Annotated in this window: 22 protein-coding genes and 1 tRNA gene; 17 read left to right on the top strand and 6 right to left on the bottom strand. The window is 64.2% G+C overall.

Annotated elements, in window-relative coordinates:
• Nucleotides 1-124 precede the first annotated feature (124 nt).
• Entirely contained in the window at nt 125-1,081 is a 957-nt protein-coding gene (locus AC3CCE_RS10905; protein WP_352626015.1) for an LLM class flavin-dependent oxidoreductase, read from the top strand.
• Between the two features lie 88 nt (nt 1,082-1,169).
• On the opposite strand, the gene AC3CCE_RS10900 is transcribed toward AC3CCE_RS10905, so the two are convergent.
• Entirely contained in the window at nt 1,170-1,838 is a 669-nt protein-coding gene (locus AC3CCE_RS10900; RefSeq protein WP_352626014.1) for a cysteine hydrolase family protein, read from the bottom strand.
• Between the two features lie 341 nt (nt 1,839-2,179).
• Here AC3CCE_RS10900 and exbB point away from each other — a divergent pair, with 341 nt between their 5' ends.
• The 12 genes from exbB (at nt 2,180) to AC3CCE_RS10840 (ending at nt 15,169) form a co-directional block, all read left to right on the top strand.
• Nucleotides 2,180-3,157, top strand: a complete 978-nt coding sequence (gene exbB, locus AC3CCE_RS10895; RefSeq protein ID WP_352626013.1) for a tonB-system energizer ExbB — start codon at nt 2,180-2,182, stop codon at nt 3,155-3,157.
• Nucleotides 3,158-3,163: 6 nt separating this feature from the next.
• Complete coding sequence (gene exbD, locus AC3CCE_RS10890) at nt 3,164-3,622, top strand: TonB system transport protein ExbD (protein ID WP_023710186.1); 459 nt, start codon at nt 3,164-3,166, stop codon at nt 3,620-3,622.
• On the top strand, nt 3,619-4,578 hold the full coding sequence (locus AC3CCE_RS10885) for an energy transducer TonB family protein (protein WP_023713408.1): 960 nt from the start codon (nt 3,619-3,621) through the stop codon (nt 4,576-4,578). Before exbD ends, AC3CCE_RS10885 begins: the two co-directional genes overlap by 4 nt.
• Nucleotides 4,579-4,749: 171 nt before the next feature.
• Nucleotides 4,750-5,844, top strand: a complete 1,095-nt coding sequence (locus AC3CCE_RS10880) for a transporter substrate-binding protein (RefSeq protein WP_023693237.1) — start codon at nt 4,750-4,752, stop codon at nt 5,842-5,844.
• The gene (locus AC3CCE_RS10875; protein WP_023693236.1) at nt 5,841-6,440 is read left to right on the top strand and encodes an ANTAR domain-containing response regulator; all 600 of its coding nucleotides are present in this window, start codon (nt 5,841-5,843) and stop codon (nt 6,438-6,440) included. Before AC3CCE_RS10880 ends, AC3CCE_RS10875 begins: the two co-directional genes overlap by 4 nt.
• Nucleotides 6,418-7,320: an ABC transporter permease gene (locus AC3CCE_RS10870; RefSeq protein WP_023693235.1), complete on the top strand. Its 903-nt coding sequence runs from the start codon at nt 6,418-6,420 to the stop codon at nt 7,318-7,320. Before AC3CCE_RS10875 ends, AC3CCE_RS10870 begins: the two co-directional genes overlap by 23 nt.
• Before the next feature lie 13 nt (nt 7,321-7,333).
• Nucleotides 7,334-8,254: an ABC transporter permease gene (locus AC3CCE_RS10865; RefSeq protein WP_023693234.1), complete on the top strand. Its 921-nt coding sequence runs from the start codon at nt 7,334-7,336 to the stop codon at nt 8,252-8,254.
• Between the two features lie 76 nt (nt 8,255-8,330).
• Entirely contained in the window at nt 8,331-9,926 is a 1,596-nt protein-coding gene (locus AC3CCE_RS10860; protein WP_460221783.1) for an ABC transporter substrate-binding protein, read from the top strand.
• Complete coding sequence (locus tag AC3CCE_RS10855) at nt 9,916-10,860, top strand: acetamidase/formamidase family protein (RefSeq protein ID WP_023700176.1); 945 nt, start codon at nt 9,916-9,918, stop codon at nt 10,858-10,860. The genes AC3CCE_RS10860 and AC3CCE_RS10855 overlap by 11 nt, the downstream gene beginning before the upstream one ends.
• Nucleotides 10,861-11,047: 187 nt before the next feature.
• Nucleotides 11,048-12,829 (top strand): ABC transporter ATP-binding protein, encoded by a 1,782-nt coding sequence (locus tag AC3CCE_RS10850; protein WP_023698727.1) that lies wholly within the window; start codon nt 11,048-11,050, stop codon nt 12,827-12,829.
• Between the two features lie 128 nt (nt 12,830-12,957).
• A complete protein-coding gene (locus AC3CCE_RS10845; RefSeq protein ID WP_352626012.1) occupies nt 12,958-13,908 on the top strand; it encodes a hypothetical protein in 951 nt (316 codons plus the stop codon).
• 49 nt (nt 13,909-13,957) lie between these two features.
• Nucleotides 13,958-15,169 carry a hypothetical protein gene (locus AC3CCE_RS10840; RefSeq protein WP_023730197.1) on the top strand — a complete coding sequence of 404 codons (1,212 nt, stop codon included), beginning with the start codon at nt 13,958-13,960 and terminating at the stop codon, nt 15,167-15,169.
• Between the two features lie 48 nt (nt 15,170-15,217).
• On the opposite strand, the gene AC3CCE_RS10835 is transcribed toward AC3CCE_RS10840, so the two are convergent.
• The 3 genes from AC3CCE_RS10835 to AC3CCE_RS10825 all read right to left on the bottom strand — a co-directional run bounded on the left by AC3CCE_RS10835 (nt 15,218) and on the right by AC3CCE_RS10825 (nt 19,820).
• The gene (locus AC3CCE_RS10835) at nt 15,218-18,643 is read right to left on the bottom strand and encodes an acyl-[ACP]--phospholipid O-acyltransferase (protein ID WP_352626011.1); all 3,426 of its coding nucleotides are present in this window, start codon (nt 18,641-18,643) and stop codon (nt 15,218-15,220) included.
• Nucleotides 18,644-18,734: 91 nt separating this feature from the next.
• On the bottom strand, nt 18,735-19,022 hold the full coding sequence (locus AC3CCE_RS10830; protein WP_023668598.1) for a YiaA/YiaB family inner membrane protein: 288 nt from the start codon (nt 19,020-19,022) through the stop codon (nt 18,735-18,737).
• A 111-nt stretch (nt 19,023-19,133) separates the two neighbouring features.
• Nucleotides 19,134-19,820, bottom strand: a complete 687-nt coding sequence (locus tag AC3CCE_RS10825) for a PspA/IM30 family protein (protein WP_023681449.1) — start codon at nt 19,818-19,820, stop codon at nt 19,134-19,136.
• 107 nt (nt 19,821-19,927) lie between these two features.
• Between AC3CCE_RS10825 and AC3CCE_RS10820 the strand changes: the two genes are divergently transcribed.
• Nucleotides 19,928-20,536 carry a TetR/AcrR family transcriptional regulator gene (locus tag AC3CCE_RS10820; RefSeq protein WP_352626010.1) on the top strand — a complete coding sequence of 203 codons (609 nt, stop codon included), beginning with the start codon at nt 19,928-19,930 and terminating at the stop codon, nt 20,534-20,536.
• Between the two features lie 105 nt (nt 20,537-20,641).
• The gene (locus AC3CCE_RS10815; RefSeq protein ID WP_352626009.1) at nt 20,642-22,603 is read left to right on the top strand and encodes an acyltransferase family protein; all 1,962 of its coding nucleotides are present in this window, start codon (nt 20,642-20,644) and stop codon (nt 22,601-22,603) included.
• A 100-nt stretch (nt 22,604-22,703) separates the two neighbouring features.
• Here the strand turns inward: AC3CCE_RS10815 and AC3CCE_RS10810 are convergent.
• Nucleotides 22,704-22,779, bottom strand: a tRNA-Ala gene (locus tag AC3CCE_RS10810).
• Between the two features lie 148 nt (nt 22,780-22,927).
• Here AC3CCE_RS10810 and AC3CCE_RS10805 point away from each other — a divergent pair.
• Complete coding sequence (locus tag AC3CCE_RS10805) at nt 22,928-23,218, top strand: YggT family protein (protein ID WP_023668602.1); 291 nt, start codon at nt 22,928-22,930, stop codon at nt 23,216-23,218.
• Between the two features lie 13 nt (nt 23,219-23,231).
• A complete protein-coding gene (locus tag AC3CCE_RS10800) occupies nt 23,232-23,543 on the top strand; it encodes a DUF167 family protein (RefSeq protein ID WP_352626008.1) in 312 nt (103 codons plus the stop codon).
• A gap of 3 nt (nt 23,544-23,546) precedes the next feature.
• On the opposite strand, the gene AC3CCE_RS10795 is transcribed toward AC3CCE_RS10800, so the two are convergent.
• Nucleotides 23,547-24,428, bottom strand: a complete 882-nt coding sequence (locus AC3CCE_RS10795) for a MurR/RpiR family transcriptional regulator (protein WP_023681445.1) — start codon at nt 24,426-24,428, stop codon at nt 23,547-23,549.
• Between the last annotated feature and the right edge of the window lie 29 nt (nt 24,429-24,457).

Raw genomic sequence — 24,457 nt, 5'->3', positions numbered from 1 at the left:
GACCGGAGTTGATGAACCGAACGCGGACGCGCTTTGGCGCTGATGCTTGTTTTTACGCATGTCGTCGTCTCAAAACCGGGCCACTTTTGGGCGACATACATCCAACGTGATGGAGGAGATGGCAATGCCGATCGAGTTCACGCATGTTCCCGGTAAAACGCACGCCGCCGATGCCGGTTCGGCCGTACCGTTCTTCTATGATTTCGTCGAGACGGCGACCAAGCTGTCGCTGATCGAGGATTCCGGCTTCCAGAACATCGTCGTCGACGACCCGGCCGGGCTGTTGACCAATATGGACATCGCCGCCCAGGCGCTGGACCGCACCTCGTCGCTGGAAGTGGTGCTGACGCACTGGGCCGGCGTGATCGCGCCAGCCGTTGCGGCGCGGCAACTGGCGGCGCTCGACGCCAGGAGCGGCGGCCGGCTGGCGCTGAGGATGCTGAGCGAGCCGCTGGATGACGACGATGCCGAGATGCGTCCGGTCGGCCACACCGTGGTCTGGCAGCGCATCGACGAATATCTGGTGCTGCTGAAGCGGCTGTGGTCGAACGACCGGCCCTTCGACCATGAAGGTGCATTCTACAGCATCAAGGGTGGCTATGTGCCGCGCAAGGGGCCGCATGGCGTCGACGTGATCATCCGCATGGGTGGCCAGTCCGGCACCGCGCTCAAGGTCGCCGGCCGCCATGCCGACGTGTTTGAACTCACGGCTGGTTCGCTCGACGAGATCCGCCAGCTGATGGAACGGGCGCGCTGCGCCGCCGCCGAGCATGGCCGCGCCGGCAAGCTGCGTTTTGCGCTTCCGGTCCGGGTCCGCTCGGAGGGTGGCGCCTCTACCGTCGGCCACAAGGCGGTCGAACTTTCCGGACCACCGGCGCAGATCGCCCTGTCGCTGCTGCCCTATGCGGCGCTGGGCATCAGCGAGTTCATGATCGTCGGTGTCGACCGGCCGCGCGAGATCGCCAGCGTCGGCCGCGAGACGATCGCGCTCTTGCGCAACTCGCTGGCACGCCGGGAGGCGGAGGTGCCGCAGCCCGGCGCGTTTGCCTCGCGGGGCGGGTCGGATATTCACGCAGGGTGAATTTGCGGGTGGAATGAAAGCTATTTCGTAGCGTTCCTTCACACCCCCCTCTGCCCGGCAGGGCAGAGGGGGGCTGTCCCGCCAGCGTCTAATCACCACTCAGCACTGCCAGCGCCTCCAGCACCGCGTCAGATTCCGTCAGCGTACCAAATACCCCGTCCTCCACCGTCACCATATGCAGCGCCGCGTCATGCGCGTATTGGTCGCCACTGGCGCAGGCATCGGCGATGGTCAGGCACTGGAAATTGCGGTCGCAGGCCTCGCGCAGCGTCGTGTGCACGCAGACATCGGTCGTGCAGCCGGAAAAGATCAGATGGGTGATGCCGCGTGCGCGCAGCACAAGCTCCAGATCCGTATAGGTGAAGGCGCTGTTGCAGGTCTTGTCGACGATGATGTCGTGCGGCGCGACGTCGATCTCGGCGACGATCTGAAAGCCGGGGCCGGAGCGCAGCAGCACGTCGGTGCCTTCGAGACCCGCCCGCTTGCGGCGCCATCTCTCGTACGGCGTCATGTCGGCCATGTCGCCGCGATATCCCAGCCTGGTGTGAATGATGGTGAGGCCGGCCGAACGTGCCGCTGATATCAGTCGGTTGACCGTAGGCAGGATGGCGCGCAGCGGCGCGGGGTCATAACCCTTCCTGGCGAAATAGCCGGTCGGCGAGAGGAAATCCTCCTGCAGGTCGATGACCAGCAGCGCGGTGTTTGCCGGCACCAGCCGGCCGTCATAGGGGAAATCGAATGGTATCGCCTTGATCATCGCAGCCTGCTCAATTGCTGCCCGGTATCGTGGCCCAGCAACCCTGCGGCCGTCCATCCCTCGGTGCGACGACACCAGGTAGACCGATGCCAGGACGATGTGCCGTTGAGACATCGCGCCCACAATCGTCGGCCAAAAAGCCATCTTGTTTGTTGACTCCTAAACTCATGTTTTATAGTCAAGCAGGGGCACTCGGCCGCCTGAATTGTTTTCCAGCGGCTGTGCCGCATTTGAGAGAAGCCAGAATCCGTGGCTGGAGTTTTCGGGGTCGAGATCGGGGTGTTCCCGCATCCCGTCACCGGCCAGCCGATCGGTTTGCAATGACGAAGCGAGGACGAAGCGTGTCCAGAAATGGTTTGTTGGCGGCGCTGGCTGCGGTCATGCTGTCGGCCGGCAGCGCTGCTGCGCAAGAGCGGCCAAACACGCAGCCCAGGGTGACGACGGAACCCGCTGCAGCTCTCCAGTCGGCGCCAACTGTAGTCGAACAGCCCGCACCGGCTGCGCCTGTCCCGCCGGCTCCGCCAACTGCCGGGCAGGCGGCGCCGACCGCGCCACAGCCGGCAACCCAGCCCGGTGCATCCGCGCAGGCCGAGGCTTCGGCAATATCGCTGACGCTGCCGCACGATCTGTCGCCCTGGGGCATGTTCATGGCCGCCGACATCATCGTCAAGGCGGTGATGATCGGGTTGGCCTTCGCCTCGCTCGTCACCTGGACGGTGTGGCTGGCCAAATCGCTGGAGATTCTCTTCGGCAAGCTCGGCGCCCGGCGCGCTGCGCGCGCCATCGGCAATGCCGCCACACTGCGCCAGGCCGGGCGCTCGCTTGGCAACAGTGGCGGCCCCGGTGCGCTTTTGGTGCGGGCAGCCGAGGAAGAGACTGCCCTTTCGGCCGGTGCGCTCGGCCATGTCACCGGCGACGGGCTGAAGGAACGCGTGACGTCGCGCCTGTCGCGCATCGAAGCGGCGGCGGCGCGGCGCATGTCGCGCGGCACCGGCGTGCTGGCGACGATCGGCTCGACGGCGCCCTTCGTGGGCTTGTTCGGCACCGTCTGGGGCATCATGAACGCCTTCATCGGCATCTCGCAGGCGCAGACCACCAACCTCGCGGTCGTCGCGCCCGGCATCGCCGAGGCGCTGCTCGCCACGGCGATGGGCCTGGTCGCGGCCATTCCCGCGGTGGTCATCTACAACGTCTTTGCGCGGTCGATAGCCGGCTACCGGCAGCTCCTTGCCGATGCCTCGGCCGGGGTCGAGCGGCTGGTCAGCCGCGATCTCGATTTCCGCACGGTGCCGCAGGCGCCCGCGCTGGCGGCGGAGTGATGGGCTATGGCGGCTAGAATTCGCGAGGCTATCGATGGCGATCTCGAGGAAAACCACGAGATCAATGTCACCCCGTTCATCGATGTCATCCTGGTGCTGCTGATCATCTTCATGGTCGCTGCACCCTTGGCGACAGTCGACGTCAATGTCGATCTGCCGGGTTCGACGGCGACGCCAGCACCCCGGCCGGAAACGCCGCTGTTCCTGACCCTGAAGGACGATCTGACGCTCGCGATCGGCAATGACAGCGTGCCGCGCCAGGCTTTCGCCGCGGTGCTCGACGGCAGAACCAAGGGCGACAAGCAGACCCGCATCTTCCTGCGTGCCGACAAGGCGGTCGGTTATGGCGAGCTGATGGAGGTGATGAACCTGCTGCGCGGCGCCGGTTATCTGAAGATCGCGCTGGTGGGGCTGGAGACGGTGCCGGCGGACGCATCCGCGGCGCACCGGGGCGCCGCCCCGTGACGCAACTGGCCGCCGCCGCACCCGCGGCCGACCCGCCACGCGCCGGCCTGCGCGAGATCGGTTTGTGGGCGGCTGCGGCCATTGTCATTGTCGGCGCGCATGTCGCGATCGCCTATGCCGTCCAGAGCTTCAGCCTGGCCAACATGGCCGATGGCGGCCCGCCGCCGGCTGTGGCTATCGAGCTGTCGCCGATGATGGTGGCGCCGGCGGTGCAGGAGGACTCGATGGCCGACGTGGTGACGCCCGAGCCGCCGAACCAGATCGAGGAGGCGGTTGCCGAACTGAAGCCCGTCGTGGAGCCCGAGCCCGGTCAGCCGGGGCCGGTCGCCGAGAAGACGGAAGCGGTTCAACCCGCCGCTCCGATCGAGACGGCAGCGGCCGAGCAGCCCGATCAATCGCCGCCGCTGGATGAGGTGGTGCCCGACATCGTCCCGACCATAGCGCCGGATGTGGTCATTCCGCCGCCCCAGACCAAGCCGGCGGAGACCAAGCCGGCGGAGACCAAGCCGATCGAGAAGGCGAAGAAGGCTGCCGAAAAACCCAAGCCGAAAGCAAAGAAAGAGAAGAAGGAAAAGGCCGCGCCGGCGAAAGCGGTCGTGACCGCCAGTGTCGATCAAAAGGCAGCGGCGAAGGCGTCGGCGCCGAAAGCTTCGCAATCGAGTGGATCATCAGTCAGTGCAAGCAAATGGAACTCCCAGCTGATCGGATGGATCAATCGGCACAAGCGCTACCCGAGCGCGGCAAGGTCGCGGCGCGCCGTGGGTACCGCAAATGTGACCTTCGTCGTCAGCGCTTCGGGCAAGGTGACCTCCGTCCGGCTGACCCGATCTTCGGGGGACGCCGATCTCGATCGCGCCGCGCTCGGCATTCTGCAGGGTGCGACGGTGCCCGCGCCACCGCCTGAGAAGGCCGGTACGGCTGTCGTGGCGCCTTTGATGTTCACGCTGCGGAACTAGAAGCAGCCGGACAAGGCCGATCCCATGACCACGTACTTTCCCGCTTGACTGACCCGCCGGACCGAATACGCTAGCGCAAAATACCGGCCTTGGTCGCCGGGCGGCAAATATGCCTCGTATGCCTCGCCCTCCGGCGCTGGCTGCGGGGCATTGTCATTTCTGAGGATCGGTTTGAAACGGCGTATCGAGATCGGCATCCTGTATTCCCGCTCGGGCAGCTACCAGTTGGTCTCCGATGCGTGCCGGATGGGCGCCACGCGCGCCATCGCCGACATCAATGCCGATCGGAGCTATGGCATCGAACTGGTTCCGGTCGAGCGCGATCCGCAAAGTAATGCCGATCGCTACGCGACTTTGTGCGAGGACATTTTCAGGACCAGCAGCGCGCGCCATGTCGTCGGTTGCGTCACCTCGTGGAGCCGCAAGGAAACCATCCCGGTGCTGGAGAAGGCCGGCGGCATGCTCTGGTATGCCTGCCCCTATGAAGGGTTCGAGGCCAACGAGCATGTCGTCTACATGCACGCCTGCCCCAACCAGCATCTGGTTCCGCTGATGGCGCATGTCGTGCCGCGTTTCGGCGCCAACGGCTTCCTGCTCGGCTCGAACTACATTTGGGGCTGGGAGATGAACCGCGTGGCGCGCGACCTGATCGCGGATGCCGGCGGCAAAGTGCTGGGCGAGCGCTATCTGCGCATCGGCGAGACCGACGTGTCGCGGTTGATCGCGGAAATCCGGGCGACGAGGCCGAGCTTCATCCTCAACAATCTGATCGGCACCTCGTCGTATGCCTTCCTGGCGGCTTACCGCGAGTTGGGCGATGAGGATGCGGCATTCAGGCCGGAAAACTGCCCCGTCATCTCCTGCAACCTCACGGAAGGCGAGTTGCCGGCGATCGGCGAGACAGGGAAAGGGCATCTGTCGGTCGGGCCCTATTTCGCGCCCCGGCCGGCTGCCTTCGCTTCGTCCTTCGAGGCCTCCGCCTATGCCTCGGTGCAGGTGATGGCCGACGTGCTGTCGCGCAACACTGATGCCGGCCCGGCGGAATTTTCCAAGGCCTTCGCCGAGCGGCGCTTCTCCACCCGGCTCGGGCCGATCGCCATCGACGCCCACTCCCAGCACGCGACGCTGCCAGTGATCATCGGCCGGATCGCCGATGGCTTCTTCGAGGTCGTCAGCCAGGAGGATGAGGTCGCGCCGGATCCCTATCTGTCGCGCTACGACCCCGCCAAGACATTCGGCCGTCCGCGTCTGAGGGTGGTGTCATGACGCGGACGCGCATCCCCAATCTCGGCGGCGCGCGGGCTTTCATCCTGCATCGCCCGCATCCGACGGTGCAGGCCATCACCAGGCAATTGTCGGCCATCGGCCTGGCTACGATCGATTGCTGGCCGGAATTGCCGCCGGAAGCTCTCGCCGCCGATTTCGTCTTCTTCGATGCCGATCTCGGTTTCGACGAGCAGTTCCCGTGGGAAGCCGGTGAGGCGCCGATGCCGCTGGTGGCGCTGATCGGTTCCGAGGCGCCGGGGCGTATCGAATGGGCGCTGTCGCACAAGGCCGATGCGCAGCTGCTGAAGCCGGTCGGCAATGCCGGTGTGTACAGCGCATTGCTGATCGCAAGGCAGAGCTTCGAGGCACGCAAGCATTTAGCCGGCGAGATAGCGTCGCTGCGCCAGCGCGTCGCCGAGCGCCAGACCATTGTGCGCGCGGTGACGGCGCTGTCGAAAGGCAGCGATGACGAGCGTGCCTATGCACAACTGCGATCGCTGGCGATGAGCTGGCAGATCAGCGTCGAGGATGCCGCGCGCAGGATCGTGGCAATGACGGATGAGGAAGGCGGCGATGACCAGTCCCATCGCGCCTGATCTCCCGGTACGCATGCCGGCAAAACCGCGCGCCGGCGTCTGGCGTCGGCTGGTCAAACGCCGCCTGGCGCTGCTCGGGCTGGTCATCGTCGCCATTGTTGTCGCCGGCGCCGTGCTGGCGCCCCGGCTGACCGGCTACGATCCCAACGAGCAGATGTTCGACGGCCTGACCATCGAGGGCTCGCCGCTGCCGCCCAGCGCCCAGTATTGGCTCGGCACCGACCTGCTCGGACGTGACCTCTTGACCCGCATCCTCTACGGCGCCCGCACCTCGCTGATCATCGGCATCGTCGCCAATGGCGTGGCGCTTTTGATCGGCACTTTGGTGGGCGTCACCGCAGGCTATTTCCGCGGCTGGATCGGCAGTGCGCTGATGCGCTTCACCGATCTGATGATGGCGTTCCCGGCGCTGCTGCTCGCCATCTGCCTGGCGGCAGTGTTTCAGCCCAGCCTGTGGATCGTCGCCATGGTCATCGCGCTGGTCAACTGGGTGCAGACGGCGCGTGTCATCTACACCGAGACCTCATCGCTGGCCGAGCGCGAGTTCATCGATGCCGAGCGCAGCATCGGGGCGAGTGCGCCGCGCATCCTATTTCGCCACATCCTGCCGCATCTGCTGCCGACCATCATCGTCTGGGGCACGCTCGGCATCTCGACCACGGTTCTGCTCGAGGCGACGCTTTCCTTCCTCGGCATCGGTGTGCAGCCGCCGACCGCGTCGTGGGGCAACATCATTTTCGAGAACCAGACCTATTTCCAGGCCGCGCCCTGGCTGGTGTTCTTCCCCGGCGCCGCAATCCTCGCGTTGGCGCTGGCCTTCAATCTGATCGGCGACGCGTTGCGCGACATCCTCGATCCGACGCAAAGGGGCCGGGAATAATGGGGGGCCGGTCATGATCGCCTATCTCGGCCGCCGGCTGATCCAGTCGCTGCTCATCCTGCTTGGCGTCTCGCTGATCACTTTTGCGCTGCTCTACCTCTTGCCGGCCGACCCGGTGCGGCAGATCGCCGGCCGCAGTGCCACGCCGCAGACGGTGGAAAACATCCGCCAGCAACTCGGCCTCGACCAGCCTTTCGTGGTCCAGTACTGGCACTATCTGACGAAGCTACTCAGCGGCGATCTCGGCCGCTCCTACATCCAGCGCTCGGAGGTCACCGAACTCATCGTCTCGCGGCTGCCGGCCAGCCTGCTTTTGATGGTCGGCGCCATCCTTTGCGAATTGCTGATCGGGCTCTCGATGGGGCTGATCGCCGCCGTCAAGCGCGGCTCCGCCACCGACCAGACCCTGATGGTGGCCTCCTTCGTCGGCGTCTCGGCGCCGCAATTCGTCGTCGGCTTGTTGCTGCTCTACGTCTTTGCCGTGCGGCTAAGCTGGTTTCCGATCGGCGGCTACGGCACATGGCGCCATCTGGTGCTGCCGTCGCTGACCATGGGCATACTCGGCGCCGGCTGGTACGCGCGCATGATGCGTTCGTCGATGATTGACGTCCTGCGCCAGGATTATGTCCGCACGGCGCGGGCCAAGGGCCTGGCGCGCAGCGCCATCATATTCCGCCACGCACTGCCGAATGCCATCCTGCCGGTCATCGCCATGATCGGCATCGACATCGGCATCTTCATGGGCGGCATCGTCGTCGTCGAAAGCGTGTTCGGCTGGCCGGGTATCGGTCAGCTGGCGTGGCAGGCGATCCAGCGCGTCGACATTCCGATCATCATGGGCGTCACGCTGGTCTCGGCCTTCGCCATCGTGCTCGGCAATCTGCTCGCCGACATCATCGCGCCGTTCATCGATCCCCGCATCAAGCTCAGATGAAAATGAAACAGAGAAAGGGAACACAACAATGAAAAAGTTTCTCGCATCCACAGTCGCGGCATCGGCCTTGGCCCTCATGCTCGGCATGACAAGCGTCCGCGCCGAAGACACGGTCGATCCCAACGCCAAGCAAGGCGGCGCCATCACCATCACCTACAAGGACGATGTTGCGACCCTCGATCCGGCGATCGGCTATGACTGGCAGAACTGGTCGATGATCAAGAGCCTGTTCGATGGGCTGATGGATTACGAGCCGGGCACCACCAATTTGAAGCCCGATCTGGCAGAAAGCTACGAGATTTCGCCCGACGGCCAGACCTTCACCTTCAAGCTGCGCCATGGCGTGAAATTCCACAATGGCCGCGAGATGACGGCCGACGACGTGAAATATTCGCTCGACCGCGTCACCAATCCGAAGACGCAGAGCCCCGGCGCCGGCTTCTTCGGCTCGATCAAGGGCTATGACGATGTCGCCGCCGGCAAGGCCGAAGGCCTGTCCGGTGTCACCGTCGTCGACCCCTACACGGTCAAGTTCGAACTGACCCGGCCCGACGCCACCTTCCTGCATGTCATGGCCATCAATTTCGCCCATGTCGTGCCGAAGGAAGAGGTCGAGAAATATGGCGCCGATTTCGGCAAGCATCCGGTCGGCACCGGCGCCTTCAAGCTCGCCGAGTGGACGCTGGGACAGCGCATCGTCTTCGAGCGCAATGCGGACTATTGGCACAAGGGCCTGCCGCATCTCGACAAGATCACCTTCGAGATCGGCCAGGAGCCGATCGTGGCGCTGCTGCGCTTGCAGAAGGGCGAGATCGATGTTCCCGGCGACGGCATTCCGCCGGCCAAGTTCCAGGAGGTGATGGCCGATCCCGAGCAGAAGGCGCGTGTCGTCGAAGGCGGTCAGCTGCACACCGGCTACGTCACCATGAACACCACCATGGCGCCGTTCGACAATGTTAAGGTGCGTCAGGCCGTCAACATGGCGCTCAACAAGGCGCGAATCATCCAGATCATCAACGGCCGCGCCGTGCCGGCCAACCAGCCGCTGCCGCCGTCGATGCCGGGCTACGACAAGGACTACAAGGGTTATCCCTATGACGTAGCCAAAGCCAAGGCGCTGCTGGCCGAGGCCGGTCATGCCGATGGTTTCGACACGCAGCTGTTCGCCATGAACACCGATCCCAACCCACGCATTGCCCAAGCGATCCAGCAGGACCTGGCGGCGATCGGCATCAAGGCCAGCATCCAGTCGCTGGCGCAGGCCAATGTCATCGCCGCCGGCGGTGACAAGGCCGGCGCGCCGATGATCTGGTCGGGCGGCATGGCCTGGATCGCCGACTTCCCCGATCCGTCGAATTTCTACGGCCCGATCCTCGGCTGCGCCGGCGCGGTGCCCGGCGGCTGGAACTGGTCGTGGTATTGCAACAAGGATCTCGACGCCAAGGCGGCCGAGGCGGATTCGGTGGTCGACCCGGCAAAGGCCGGCGAACGCGACAAGATGTGGAGCGCCATCTACGACAAGGTGATGGAAGACGCGCCCTGGGCGCCGGTCTTCAACGAACAGCGCTTCACCATGAAATCCGCGCGCATGGGCGGCGCCGACAACCTCTATGTCGACCCGGTCCATATCCCGATCAACTACGACAATGTGTACGTAAAAGATGTGCAATAACTGCGACTACACCATCCATGGGCGCCACCACCATTTCGGCTGGGACAATTCCTTTGTCCCGGCCGAGCGGGTGGCGCCCGGCGCGACCATCGAGTTCCAGTGCCTCGATGCCGCCGGCGGCCAGCTGAACGCCGACAGCACGGTTGCCGAAATCGCCAAGCTCGACTTCGCCGGGGTCAACCCGGTGACCGGGCCGATCTTCGTCGAGGGCGCCGAGCCGGGTGACGCGCTCAAGGTGACGATCGAGATGTTCAAACCGTCCGGCTTCGGCTGGACGGCGAACATTCCGGGTTTCGGCCTGCTCGCCGACGACTTCACGGAACCGGCGCTGAACATCTGGAAATACGATGCAGCCGCGCTCGAACCGGCGCTGTTCGGGAAAAACGCGCGCGTGCCACTGAAGCCGTTCGCCGGCACCATCGGCAATGCGCCGGCTGAGATGGGGCTTCACTCGGTGGTGCCGCCACGGCGGGTCGGCGGCAATCTCGACATCCGCGATCTCGCTGCCGGCACGACGCTCTATCTGCCGGTTGAGGTGGCCGGCGCGCTGTTCTCGGTCGGCGATACGCACGCCGCACAAGGCGATGGCGAGGTCTGCGGCACGGCGATCGAGAGCCCGATGGACGTCGTGCTCAAGCTCGACCTTGTCAAGGACGCCAGGCTGAAGACGCCGCGCTTCACCACGCCGGGCCCGGTGACGCGCCATCTCGACGCCAAGGGTTACGAGGTGACGACGGGGATTGGGCCGGATCTGATGGCGGGCGCGAAGGAGGCGGTGGCGCAGATGGTCGATCTGCTCGCTGGGCGTTACCAGATTGATCCGGTCGAGGCCTATATGCTGGCCTCGGTGTGTGGTGATCTGCGCATCAGCGAGATCGTCGACATGCCGAATTGGGTGGTGTCGTTCTATTTTCCGCGTTGCGTGTTTGAATGATGTCAGGTCGGCGCTGCACCCCCACCCCGCTGCTTCGCAGCGACCCTCCCCACAAGGCGGAGGGTAAAGCGCTGCCGCCCTACCTCCCCCTTGTGGGGAGGTCGGACCGGACGTCCGGGTGGGGGGCAGCGCCAAGGTTTGTGCGAATGGTGCGACGGAACCAATCCGTCGCAGGGCTCCACCCACAATGACCCTCGCCGACACCCCCGTCCTCTCCATCGCCAACCTCTCCGTCAGCGTGCGCGGCGAGGACGGCGAGCGCAATGTAGTCTCCAACCTGTCGCTGACGCTGGCGCGCGGTGAGACGCTTTGCATTGCCGGCGAATCCGGCTCCGGCAAGTCGATGACCGCGCTGGCGATCATGCAGCTTTTGCCGCAGCCGGCGGCGCGCATATCGTCAGGCATGATCCGTCTTCGGGATGGGAATCGGGGCGACACCGACCTAGCAACCCTCGACGAACGCCAGATGCGGCGCATTCGCGGCGACCGCATCGCCATGATCTTCCAGGAGCCGATGACCTCGCTCAATCCGGTGCTGTCGATCGGCCGGCAACTGACCGAATCCATCGAAGCGCATACCAGCCTGTCGTCGGCGCAAGCCCGCCAGCGCGCGATCGAGGCGTTGAAGGCGGTGCGCATTTCGGAGGCGGAAAGCCGGCTAAAGCAGTTTCCGCACGAACTCTCCGGCGGCATGCGCCAGCGGGTGATGATCGCCATGGCGCTGGCGCTCGAGCCCGACGTGCTGATCGCCGATGAGCCGACGACGGCGCTCGACGTCACCGTGCAAGGCGAAGTGCTGGAGCTGTTGCGCGACCTGCAGCGCCAGCATGGCACCAGCGTCATCCTGATCACCCACGATATGGGCGTGGTTGCCGAAATGGCCGACCGGGTCATCGTCATGCGCGACGGCCGCATGGTCGAAGAAGGCACGACATCGGATATTTTTGCCCGCCCGCAGGCCGACTATACGCGCGAACTGCTGGCTGCCGTGCCGCGCATCGGCAGTGGTGTCGGTCGACAGAAATCCAGGGATGCGATTGACGTCTTGAAACCGGCCAATGTCGCCGAGGTCAACGACCTGCATGTCCGCTTCGATCTGCGTGGCGGCATCTTTGGCCGGGTCACCCGCCGCGTCCACGCCGTCGAGGGCGTCAGCTTCTCGATCGCGCCCAACGAAACGCTTGCTCTGGTCGGCGAATCCGGCTGCGGCAAGTCGACGACCGCCAAGGCGCTGGCCGGACTGGCGCCGTATAGCGGCGACATCGTCATTGGCGGGCGCAATCTCTCCGGTCTTGGCCGCGACGAGCGCAAGGCGGTGCGCCGTGACGTCCAGATGATTTTCCAGGATCCCTTCGCTTCGCTCGATCCGCGCATGCGCGTCGGCGAGCTCGTCGCCGAGCCGCTGGTGATCCATGGCATCGCCTCCAAGGACGAGCGCCGCGAACGGGTGGGGGCGCTGTTCGAGCGTGTCGGCCTGTCGGCCGACCAGATGGAGCTTTACCCGCACGAATTCTCCGGTGGCCAGCGCCAGCGCGTCTGCATCGCCCGAGCGCTGGCGCTACGACCAAAACTGATCATCGCTGACGAAAGCGTCTCCGCGCTCGACGTCTCGGTGCAGGCGCGTGTGCTCGATTTGCTGAAGGAATTGCAGCGCGAATTCGGCGTCGCCTATCTCTTCATCTCGCACGACATGGCGGTGGTCGAGAACATTTCCGACCGCGTTGCCGTCATGTATCTCGGCCAGATCGTCGAGATGGGCACGCGCGACCAGGTGTTTTCCAACCCGCGCCATCCCTACACCAGGCGGCTGATCGACGCCGTGCCGGTGCCCGATCCGGCGCAGCGCAGAACGCGCTTCGCGCGCCTCGACCAGGAGATACCGAGCGCCACCCGCAGGATCGGGGAGGCGCCGCTGAAGCTGGCGCTGAACGATGTCGGCGGCGGCCATCTGGTTGCTGCGGAAAGCTGAGCCCGCACTGGCTGGCAGCTGTTCTTTTACTTTGTTGAGTACAACCAAGAACTGCCGTCTCGGGTTTACCGCGTCTTAGGTGGACGGCGGCCACTATACGGTCGGCGTTCTTGCAAAGGGGAAAAATAGTGCTCAAGGCGGTTCTGCAGCTGCTGCCGGGTCGGTTCATGGATGTGCGCATGCGCGTATCCGCCGACTACGAGACGCGCGTCGTGGAGCGGCCCGGGCGCTGGATGAAGGCTGCCGAACTGGAGCAGCTGAGCAGCGATCTGCGGCTGGTAGCGTCCAAGACACTGAAGTTCGGCAGCCTGACCTATGGCGTGTTTTCCGGCGACCGCAGCCGGCTGGAACATTCCATCATCACCATTGTCTACCGGCGCAGCGACCGGCAGCCGATCGCCTTCAACGCGCTGGCGCTGATGGAGATATCGCTCGCCGGCAAGCCCTATGAAGTCTTGCACCTCGGTCTGGTCATGATCGATCCCGACGAGCGCAGCCGCGGGCTGAGCTGGATCCTTTACGGCCTGACCTGCTTCCTGATGTTTTTGCGCAATCAACTGCGGCCGATCTGGATTTCCAATGTCACCCAGGTACCCGCTGTCGTCGGCATGGTCGCGGAGGCGTTCAGCAATGTGTTCCCAGGACCGCATGCCGGCGCGCGCCGCTCGCTTACCCATGTGCTTCTGGCGCGGCAGATCATGGCGCGCCATCGCCATGTCTTCGGTGTCGGCCCCGAAGCTGGTTTCGACGAAGAGCGCTTCGTCATCACCAACGCCTATACGGGCGGCTCGGACGATCTGAAGAAGACCTTCGACGAGGCGGCCAAGCACCGCGTCGAGACCTTTAACGAGTTCTGCCGCAAGGAACTCGACTACACGCGCGGCGATGATGTGCTGCAGATCGGCCAGATGAGCTTTCAGTCGGCGCGCACCTATCTCGCCGACGCGGTTCCGCGCGGCTCGCTTGCCGCCCTTGCGGTAGCAGGTGCGGCGGCCACGCTGCAGCGGCTGGTTTTGCCGGTGGTACACTGGGCGGATAGCAGCCGCCAATGGAATGTGCTGAGACCATGGACACGCTGATGGCTTCATCCGTGATGATGCCTGGGTGTGAGCTGATGGGCGCTGACCGATGAACCTCGACGACACGCTCGTGGCCGACACCATCACCTCGCTGGCGGCGCTGTTCGGGCTGCTGATCGTGATATCGGTCGTCGGCGGGCGCGACACCGGCGATCCGCTGTCGCGGCGTTTTCTGTTCGGTTTGCGGGTGCTGACGGTTCTGCTCGCCTGCCGCATCCTCGACTGGACTACCGGCCTCGCACTCTTCCGCTTCGTCACCATCGCGGCGGCGGGCCTGCTGCCGCTGGCCGCACTGCTGCTGACCGAAGGCCTGCTACGCCGGCACGCGCCGTTTGCGCTAAAGTTCTTTGCCGCCGGCGGCGCCCTGCTGTTTCTACTGCTGGCGCCGATCCCGGAACGCTTTGCCGAGCCATGGCGGATGGCGGTACTACTTGCCTTCCAGTTCGGAGGTTTTCTCGCCATCGGCTGGCTGGTGATGACGCGCGATCGCGACAGCCTGTCGGCGGCCGAAAACCGCACGGTCGAGCGCATGGCGCTGTCGCTGCTGTTGATCATTCCGTTCATGGTCACCGACTACCGGCCCGGCCTGTTCGAAGTGCCGGTTCGGCTTGGCGGCATCGCCATCCTGTTCCTGTGCTGGCTGACGATCGGCCTTGGACGCGCCAGCCTCGGCCATCGCGACACGATCGGCGCCTTTACCGTGATTACGCTGAGCTCGGTTTTCGCCGGGCTGGCGCTGGGCGGCATCGACGATCTCGGCTGGCGCGGCAGTGTGCAGGGCGTGGTGATCGTGCTGTCGGCGACGCTGCTGGCAGTCATCTACAATGACAGCGTCAGCCTCACCGCGGAGAAGCGCCGCGACTCGTTGCTGAAGCATATGGCCGAGGGCGACCTCACCGATTCGGCGCGCTTCCTGCGCGGCCTGCAGAGCCATATTCTTGTCGACGGTGCGCTGATCCTGCCGGCAGCCGACCTCGGTGATTTCGACCTGAAGGTGCTGGCCCGTGCACTGGAGCAGGAGCCCGTGCGCTCGCTCGCCGATACGCAGCCGGGGGCGCCAGTCGACCAGGATATACGCGAGCAGCTGGCATGGCTGTTCGAGAAATTTGAGGCGACCCATGTGCTGCTGGCGACGCTCGAGCCGTTGACCGTGGTGGCGCTCAACATGCCGGCGCTGGCATCGTCGCCGGGCGTGGAAATGGAGCTGCGGGCAGTCCAGCGCATGGCGATGCTGATCTCGCAGCGGCATGCGAAGGGTTGATCATACTGAACGGGCCGGCTCTCGCGTCGGCCCGTTGCCGTAGCCGGATTAGGCGGCCTTGGTCTTCAAGGCTTCTTCGTCGCGCACCATTTTTGTCACGGCGGCGAAGTCGAGCTTGCCGGAGCCAAGGACCGGTACCTTTGAGACCACCCGCACTTCGGCCGGGACCATCAGGTCCATGGCGCCGTTGGTCTTGGCGTAGGCGAGGAATTCCGCTCGTGTGGCGCCGGATGCCTCGGTGATGAGGATCAGCTTTTCGCCCTTGCGCGCGTCGGGCACCGTGGCGACCGCCGACAGCGAGCCCTTCCACAATTCGCCGGCCAGCGCTTCGACAGCGGCGAGCGAGATCATCTCGCCGCCGATCTTGGCGAAGCGCTTGGCGCGGCCGCGAATGGTGATGAAGCCGCCTTCGTCGATAGCGACGACGTCGCCCGTATCATGCCAGCCGTCCTCCAGCGGTTCGAGCACGCCGGGCTTCTCGGCCCGGAGATAACCGGCCATGACATTGGGGCCGCGCACGAACAGCCGGCCGCCTTCGTCGACGCCGGGGACCGGATCGAGGCGGTATTCCATGCCGGGCATGATCTTGCCGACGGTTCCGGAGCGATTGTACATCGGCGTGTTGATGGAGATCACCGGCGCCGTCTCGGTGACGCCGTAGCCCTCGAGGATGCGTAGGCCGAACTTCTCCATATAGGTCATGCGCGTCGCTGTCTTGACCGGTTCCGCGCCGGCAAAGCAATAGCGTATCGAGCGGAAGTCGTAGGGGTGAGCGGTGCGCGCATAGCCGGAGAGGAAGGTGTCGGTGCCGAAGATGATCGTCGCGTTCGAGCCGTAGATCAGTTCCGGCACGAGGCGGTAGTGCAGCGGCGAGGGGTAGAAATAGACCGGCACGCCGGAGATCAACGGCAGCACCGTGCCCGCGGTCATGCCGAAGGAGTGGAAGATCGGCAGCACGTTGAACACCTTGTCGCCCGAATGGAAGTCGATACGCGACGCCGCCTGGGCGGCGTTGGCCAGGATGTTGCGGTGGCTCAGAACGACGCCCTTCGGCGTGCCTTCCGAACCCGAGGTGAACAAGATCACCGCCGCATCGCCGGGCTTGCGTTTCGCGCGCGGCGTCGACTTGCGCAGCAAGCCGAGCAGCTTATCCTTGAGACTGATGGTCTTTCTGAGATCGTCGAGCCACACGATGTGGACCGAGCGACCGAGTTCCTCGACTACAGCGCCGAGCTTTGCCTGTTCGACGAACGCGCGGGACGTCAGCACGGTGCGGACTTCGGCGGCCTTGCAAGCGGACAGAATATTGGCAGCACCTGCGGTGAAGTTCATCATCGCCGGAACCTTGCCGGCGGACATGACGCCGAGCAGTGTCGCGCAAGAGCCGTTGGCGTTGGGCAGCATGATGCCCAGCGTCTGCTGGTCGGCATAAAGGTTCTGGAACTTCTCACCAAGCACGGCGGCAGCCGTGAGCAGCTTGCTGTAGCTGAGAGAACCGGTGGCCGGATCCTGAACTGCGAGCTGTTTCATGCCGCGTTCGTTCGCCGTCTCGATGATCTTTTCAAGTACGGTCTTGTCGATGTCCTGGGTGCGGAAAACGAGATCCGACATCACCTGGTAGAGCGCGGAACCCGCCGCGGCGCGGCGCTTGCGGCCCTTCAGCTCTTGCGGCACCTCGAGCTTGACCGGTTCCAGAATGGTCACCTTGACCTTCGGGAACAGGCGGCGGCGCACATGCTGCGAGCTCAGCCGCGAGAAGTAGGTCTTCTCCAGCCCGTCGATGCGCACCGGCACAACCATCGAGCCGGTCTTGTCGGCAACCATGGCGGCGCCGTCATAGACCTTCATCAGGCCGCCGGTCACGGTGATGCGTCCCTCCGGGAAGGTCACCAGCGGGTCGCCGCCCTGCACGATCTTGATCAGCGTGCGGGTCGACATCGGCTTGGCCGGGTTGAGCGGCAAAGCGCGGGCAAGTTTCATGAACGGCTTCATCCACCAAGCCTGGGCAATGGTGTAGTCGATGGCGAAGACCGGTTCCTCATCGGTCAGCGTCAAGGCGAGCGGACCGTCGAGGAAGCTGACATGGTTGAGCGCCAGGATCGGCGCCTTGCCGGCCGCCTTGAGGTTTTCCATGCCCTCGACTTCGAGGCGCAGGAAAGCGCGGAACAGGATGGAGACGAAGTCACGGAAGGGGTTCGTCGGCAAATATTTCAGCATCAGCCCGGCGGCAATCGCATTGGCCGCGACGAGGCCGAACAGGATGCCGCCGGTCGAGACCTTCGTCTGGATCAGGGCCATGATGATGCCGCCGCCAGTCATGAAGCCGGCATTGACGATACTGACGGCGGCGACGACCCGGGCGCGCCGCGCTTCGGGCGACCAGGCCTGCACGGCGGCGAAGGTCGGCACCACCAGGAAAGCGGCTGCAATGGCCATGCCGGCGAGGTCGATGGCGACGCGGATCGTGTTTGGGCCGGCGAAGAATGCGCCAAGGGTTTCCGCCTGGGGCGACGGCGTCATGCCGGAGATGGTCCAGGCGAGATGCAGGCCGAACAGGGCGAGCAGCGCCGTGCCGACCGGTGCCGGCAACAGCACGATGCGGCCCTGCGACATCCAGGCGGCGATGGCCGAACCGATGGCGATCGAGACGGCGAACACGGCGAGGTAGACGGTGACGGCCATTTCGTTGCCGCCGAGCGAATCCTTGATCAGGACCGGCAGGAGCGAGAGCACGATGGCGCCGATCAGCCAGAACCACGACGTCATCAGGCCGGCGCGCCAGATGCGCGTGTCGGTGCGCAATTCGGCGACCTGGCGCCAGGTCGAGCGGAAGATGTTCTTGTCGATGACAAGGTCGGGCGCCGCCGAACCGGTGGACGGGATGTAGCGGCTGACGAGCCAGCAACCGACGGCGAGCGCCATCATGATCGGTCCGAACACCGCGACGCCGATGCCATCGGCGGAAACGACGCCGCCGGCTATGGTGCCGCCGAGAATCGCGGCAAACGTGGCTGACTCGATCCAGGCGTTGGCCTTGGGCAGTTCCTTGCGTTCGAGGTGATCGGGCAGGATTCCGTATTTGATCGGTCCGAACAGCGCCGAGATAACGCCGAACATCAACAGCGCCGTCATCAGCACGGGAATGGACGACAGGGCGATGCCGACGACGGAGACACCCGCCGCGGCGATCTCGGCGAATTTCAGACGCTTGGCTATGAGAGCCTTGTCGAAGCGGTCGGCGAGCTCGCCGCCGAGCGCCGACAGGATCAGGAAGGGGGCCATGAAGACGGCGCCCGCCAAGGTGACCAGTGATGCCGCCTGGTCCGCCGCCAGCGTGAACAGAATAAGGAACACCAGCGTGTTCTTGAGGAAATTGTCGTTGAAGGCGGACAGGAACTGCGTCCAGAACAAGGGCGCAAAGCGCCTGGACGTCATCAGATGAGCTGTCGGTCGGTTGATCGGGGCGATTTCCATAGCGGCGACTTCCATTGGGCAAGACCGATTAAAATCCTGGCTGGATTGATCAGCGGTCTTGCGCGTTGAGCCTTGTTTAGCGGGAACCCGGTTACACTTCGTTACTGCGGCTGACTTCCATCAGCAACTTCTCGGTCTTGGCGTCTTCCAGCCGGTTGATGAAGCGGCTTGCCTCTTCCGAGTCGCGCAGCGTCTTGGTGATGGTGATCGAGGTGTGCACGAGCATGATGGCGGCCATGGCGTAAAACCCCTTGGCGGCGAAGCTCGCCTCCATGAAGTAGATGCCGCCGGCCATCATCGTGGCGGCAACGGCGAAACTGGCCATGGTGAAGGTCTTCCAGGCGCTTGAGTCCTTGGGGGAATAGGTGTTCGGGGTCATCGATATGGTCCTTTCGTTTCAAGGTCAGGTTGGTTGGGCGTGGGTCTGTTTCAGGCTGGATACAATCAGGCCGGATACAATCAGACTGGATAACAATCACGCCGGGTACGATCAGGCCGGCTTGGTCATGGTCTTCGTGAGCCGTTCGAGCACGGCGTCGGCGCTGCTTCTCAGCGGCGCGCCGCAGCCGGCGGCCGCAAGCTTCTCTGAGACCGCGGCAGGATCGCCCGACTGTTCCATCTCGGCCATGGCGGCCGCGGTGGCGTCGATCTGCTTTTGCCTGGTGCGCAGGCGCAGCAGCGTCTCCTCGGCGTCCCTGAGCGCCGACAGGCTGGAGCCGGGCGCGCTTTCTCGCAGGCGCTGGGTCGAGTCGACCGCGGCAACGATGCGCTGGCCGCGCTGCAATTCGCGCAGGCGCATTTCGGAGACGCGGATAATCCGCTTGAGACGCTCGATCTCGGTGCCGAAGCTTTTCTGCGCCTCGGCGGAGGCGTCGCGTTCGGCTTCCAGCATGGCGATGGTTTCGGCGGCTTCGCGGGCCAGTTCATTCTGTCCCTGCTCGATCGCGGCGATCGTGCGCTTCTCCAAATCGTCGATGCGGAGGACAAGCTTCTTGAACTGCGCGACTTCCTGTTCGTTCTGGGCGATGGCAATTGCAACCGCCCGGCGGGCGGCCGCGATAGCGTCGGCGCAATCGCGGATCTGCTGGCGCAGGATTATCAGCGCGTTGCGGTCGACGACCGCCTCGGCGGCTTCGTAGCTTCGGCCGCGAACGAGAGCAAAAAACTGTTTCAACATTTCCGTTTCTCCTCTATGAACGTTGTTCACGAGGCAAAGTAGCACATTGTGAACGGCGTTCAAGGAGAAAATGAACGGTGTTCATGATTGCGCATAAGAGAAGGTTAATGGCCGCAAAACGGGACGCCAAACGCGAGGACCTCAAAGGCAGGCTGATCGAGGCCGCGCAAGCGCGCATCCAGTCCTCGGGGCTCGCCGGGCTGCGTGCACGCGACATCACGGCCGATGCCGGCTGCGCGCTCGGCGCGCTTTACACCGCCTTCGCCGACCTCGACGAGCTCATCCTGCACGTCAATTCGATCACGCTGGCAAGACTTGGGGCGGCGTTGGAACAGGAGGCGACCGCCGCCGCCGAGCCAAGGGCCAAGCTGAAGGCACTGGCCAAGGCCTATCTCGGCTTCGCCCGCGGCAATCGCATGGCGTGGAAGGCGCTGTTCGAACACCGCATGGCGCCAGGCGTGGCGGTGCCCGAATGGCATCTGGCCGAACATGCGGTGCTGATCCAGCATCTGGTCGAGCCGCTGGCCCAGCTGCTCCCGGCGGCGGCAACGCCGGAGCTTTTGGCCCGCGCGCGCACGGTGTTCTCCGCCGTGCATGGGATGGTCGCCATCTCGCTCGAAGACCGTTTCATCGGCCTGGCGCCGACTGATCTCGAAGGTGAGCTGCTGGGTTTCGTCGACACGCTGGTGAGCGGGCTGGAGACGGAAAGGGAATGAACTGCTGCGATCGGCTCTTGCCTCAAGGCACTCTGCCCTTATGAAAGTCATGGCGGGGACTGGCCGGTTGATCCCAGGCCGGCTGAGACTGTTGGGGGATACCCGGTGACAATCGATCAGGACCGCCGGTTTCGGCCCGAAATACAGGGGTTGCGCGGACTGGCCGTCGCTCTGGTGGTCGTCTTTCACCTGTGGCCCCATGCTCTTCCCGGCGGATATATCGGCGTCGACGTCTTTTTCGTCATCTCTGGCTATCTGATCACCGGCCTGCTGGCGCAGATGGCGCTGCGCGACGGTCGCGTCTCGCTGATCGAATTCTATTCGCGACGAATCCGCCGGCTCCTGCCAGCAGCGATCCTGGTGCTATTGCTGACGCTGCTCGGTACGCTGCTGTTCATTTCCAAGGCGCGCTGGGAGGAAACGGCCAACCAGATCCTGGCCAGCGCGCTCTATGTCGAGAACTGGCGTCTGGCCCACGAGGCAGTCAGCTATCTCGACGCCGACAATCTGCCGACGCCGGTGCAGCATTACTGGTCGCTTTCCATAGAAGAGCAGTTCTACATCGTCTGGCCGGTGCTCATGATCGGCGTGATCTGGCTGGCGCGGCGATGGCATCTCTCCTTGCGACGATGCTTGGCGACGACATTGTCGCTCGTTTTCCTGGCATCGCTGACCGCCTCGGTCATCCTGACGAAAACAGATCCGGCACAGGCTTATTTCGTCAGCCATACACGCCTGTGGGAATTGGCGCTGGGCGGTCTGCTGGTGCTTGGCGAGCACCGGTTTCGATTGGGCGCGGGTGCAAGCCGGGTGATGGCGCTTGCCGGCATCGGCGGCATCCTTGCCTCCGCTCTTCTGTTTTCAGCGGCGACACCGTTCCCTGGCCTCAGTGCGTTGCTGCCAACCCTGGCCACCGTGCTCATCATCCTGGCTGGCGAAGTCCAAGCCCGTCGGTTTCGTGGGCTCGATTTGTGGCCGCTTCGGTTCATCGGCGATAGGTCCTATTCGATCTATCTCTGGCATTGGCCGTTGATCACATTCTTCCTAGGACAGGGCTTTTCGCTGACCTTTGCCAGTGGTGCCGGCCTGATTGCGGTGACCGTGGTCCTGTCGGACCTGTCTTATCGCTATGTCGAACAACCCTGCCGGCAATCCCGGGGTGCCTGGTGGAAGCCGCTGGGGTACGGCACCATCGCTGTCCTGGCATGCGTGGCGGCATCGGAGGGGCTGCTGTATTTCGTGACGACGCAACGCACCGACATTACGCTGATCGGCACGCCGGCCTATCCCGGGCCTGCCGCCTTGCTGACCGGCGCCGCGGTTCCGGACGATGTGGACCTCCTGCCGCCGCTGGCCAGGCTAAGGCGGGATGTGTCGAGGTTGTTCTCGGCGGGATGTCAGCAGAACCTCAAAGGCGCAAAACCGGTGGGATGCGTGCTGGGCGACCCCGCCGGCCCGAAAACCATCGTCCTCGTTGGCGATTCCCACGCTGCCCAATGGGGTCCAGCCTTGAACAAGATCGCCAGGGACCGCAAATACAAGCTGGTTTCTTTCTCGAAATCCGCCTGCGCATTCGCGCGTGCGCCCACCAAGTCGGACGGCAAGCCGTATCCATCTTGCTACGAGTGGAGGGAGAAAGTGCTGGCTGAGATTTTAAAGCTCAGGCCGCTCGCCGTCATCACCAGCCAGTCCAACGCCGGATCGGTTCCGGATGACCTGATGATCGAGGGGCTGCGCAATGTCTGGAGCGAACTGACCGAGGCAGGTTCGCAGATCATCGTCATCCGCAACACGCCCTTGATGCGATTCGAACCCGGCGATTGCCTGAGCGCCACGCCCGCAAAATGCTTCACCAAAAGAAGCGACGCCGAGCTCAACAACCTGTTGGCGCTTGCCGCGGAGGGTCAGAAAAACGTGCGCGTCGTCGATATGACTGACGCTTTGTGCGGACCGGAACTATGCCCGGCGGTCGTCGGCAATATGATCGTCTGGCGCGACACCGGTCATTTGACGGCCACCTATTCGCTTGCGCTCGCGCCTTATCTCGCCCCCAGGCTCGGCCTCTGATGCGATTCCCAAAGCGAAAGGGCCACGCGCTTTCCCAAGTTGCTCCAGCAGGCACAGAGTCCAGATATTTTTCGGGACGAGCAAGAAATGGAAATTCCGCTGGTGGAGCTGAGGAGGATCGAACTCCTGACCTCGTCATTGCGAACGACGCGCTCTCCCAGCTGAGCTACAGCCCCGTCCAGCGGATGGCGCATTTATCGAAGGCTGCGGTTTCCTGTCAAGGCGGGGTTTTGCCGAAATCCCTTGTGCCCGATGCTTGTAGGCGACCGGCCCTTGCCGGTTTCGCGCGCAATGGCTACATGTCGGCAACAATCGGAGACCGGCATGCTCGCCCTCATTCAAACAATCGTCATGGCGCTGGACCTGTACTGGTGGGTCATCATCGCCTCGGCGATCTTCTCCTGGCTCTATGCGTTCAACGTCGTCAACTCGCGCAATCAATTTGTCGGCAGCATCGGCAACATGCTCTACCGGCTAACCGAGCCGGCGCTGCGGCCGATCCGTCGATTCATGCCCGACCTCGGCGGCGTCGACATCTCGCCGATCATCCTGCTTCTGCTCCTGTTCTTTCTCAGGCAGCTCATTCTCACCACGATAGCGCCGCTGGTCCTGTGAACCCGACGATGGCATGAGCGCGCCATTCCGCTTGCGCGCTGACGGCATCGACCTGTTTATCCGGCTGACGCCGAAGTCTTCTGTGGACAGGCTCGAAGCCGTCGAAACCTCCGTCGGCGGGTGCAGCCATTTGAAGGCGCGCGTGCGCGCCGTGCCGGAGAATGGCGCCGCCAATCAAGCATTGCAAAGACTTGTCGCCAAGGCGCTGGGAGTTCCCGCATCGGCGGTGTCGGTCGTTGCTGGCGCTACCGCTCGCTTGAAGACGCTACGCGTGAATGGCGATCCGGCGGCGCTGGTGACGAGCATCAAAGCGCTCGGCCGTTAGTCCTCAATCCCCCAACGGCAACTTTGGATCGTCGACCTTCAGCGTGTTCACGCTCTGCTTGATGCGGCGCAGGTTTTCCAGAACCCTTGGTCCGCGCGTCTCGGCCACCGAGGTGACGATCATGTCGACGATCGAAAGCAGCGCGTAGCGCGACGAGGTCGGCTTGTAGATGTTGCCGTCTTCCAGCGACTGGAACTGGATGACGGTATCGGCGGCCTTGGCCAGCGCTGATTCCGGCGGGGTTACGGCGATGGTGGTGGCGCCATATTGCTGGGCCACCTGAACGGCGTCGATCACCGAGCGCGCATAGCCGGACACCGAGAACGCGATCAGCGTCGTCTCCGATGTGGCGACCGCGGCATACATGCGCTGCAATTGCCCGTCGATCTGCGCCAGCACCGGCACGCCGAGCCGAAACAGCCGGTTCTGCATCTCGGTCGCCATCATCGAGGAAATGCCGCCGGAGCCGATGCACAGCACATTGCCCGAACTGACGATGCGCGCGGCCACGCCCACCAGCGTCTTCATGTCGAGGTTTTCGCTGGCGCGCTGGATGGCGGCGATTGCCGCTTCGGTGATGGCCGACGCAATGCGCTGCTCGCGCGCGTCGCGGTTCAGCGGTTCGGGCGACAGATACTGGCCGCCAATGGCAATCGCCTGCGCCAGGTAGAATTTGAAATCGCGCAGACCCTCGCAGCCGAGATTGCGGCAGAAACGGGTGACCGTCGGCTCGCTGACGCCGACGCGCGCCGCAATTTCCGAGATTGCCGCCTTGGAGGCGAAGTCGAGATCGGTCAGCACGAGGCCGGCCAGGCGGCGGTCCGATTTGGTGCCGTCCTGCGACATCAGCTGCAGGCGCGTGATGATGTCGGCCGGCGTTTTCATTTCTGGGTTGTCGTCTTCATCGTGGTGTT

Source organism: Mesorhizobium sp. P160187 (assembly GCF_057766425.1).
This window is presented reverse-complemented; position numbering and strand designations above follow the sequence as displayed.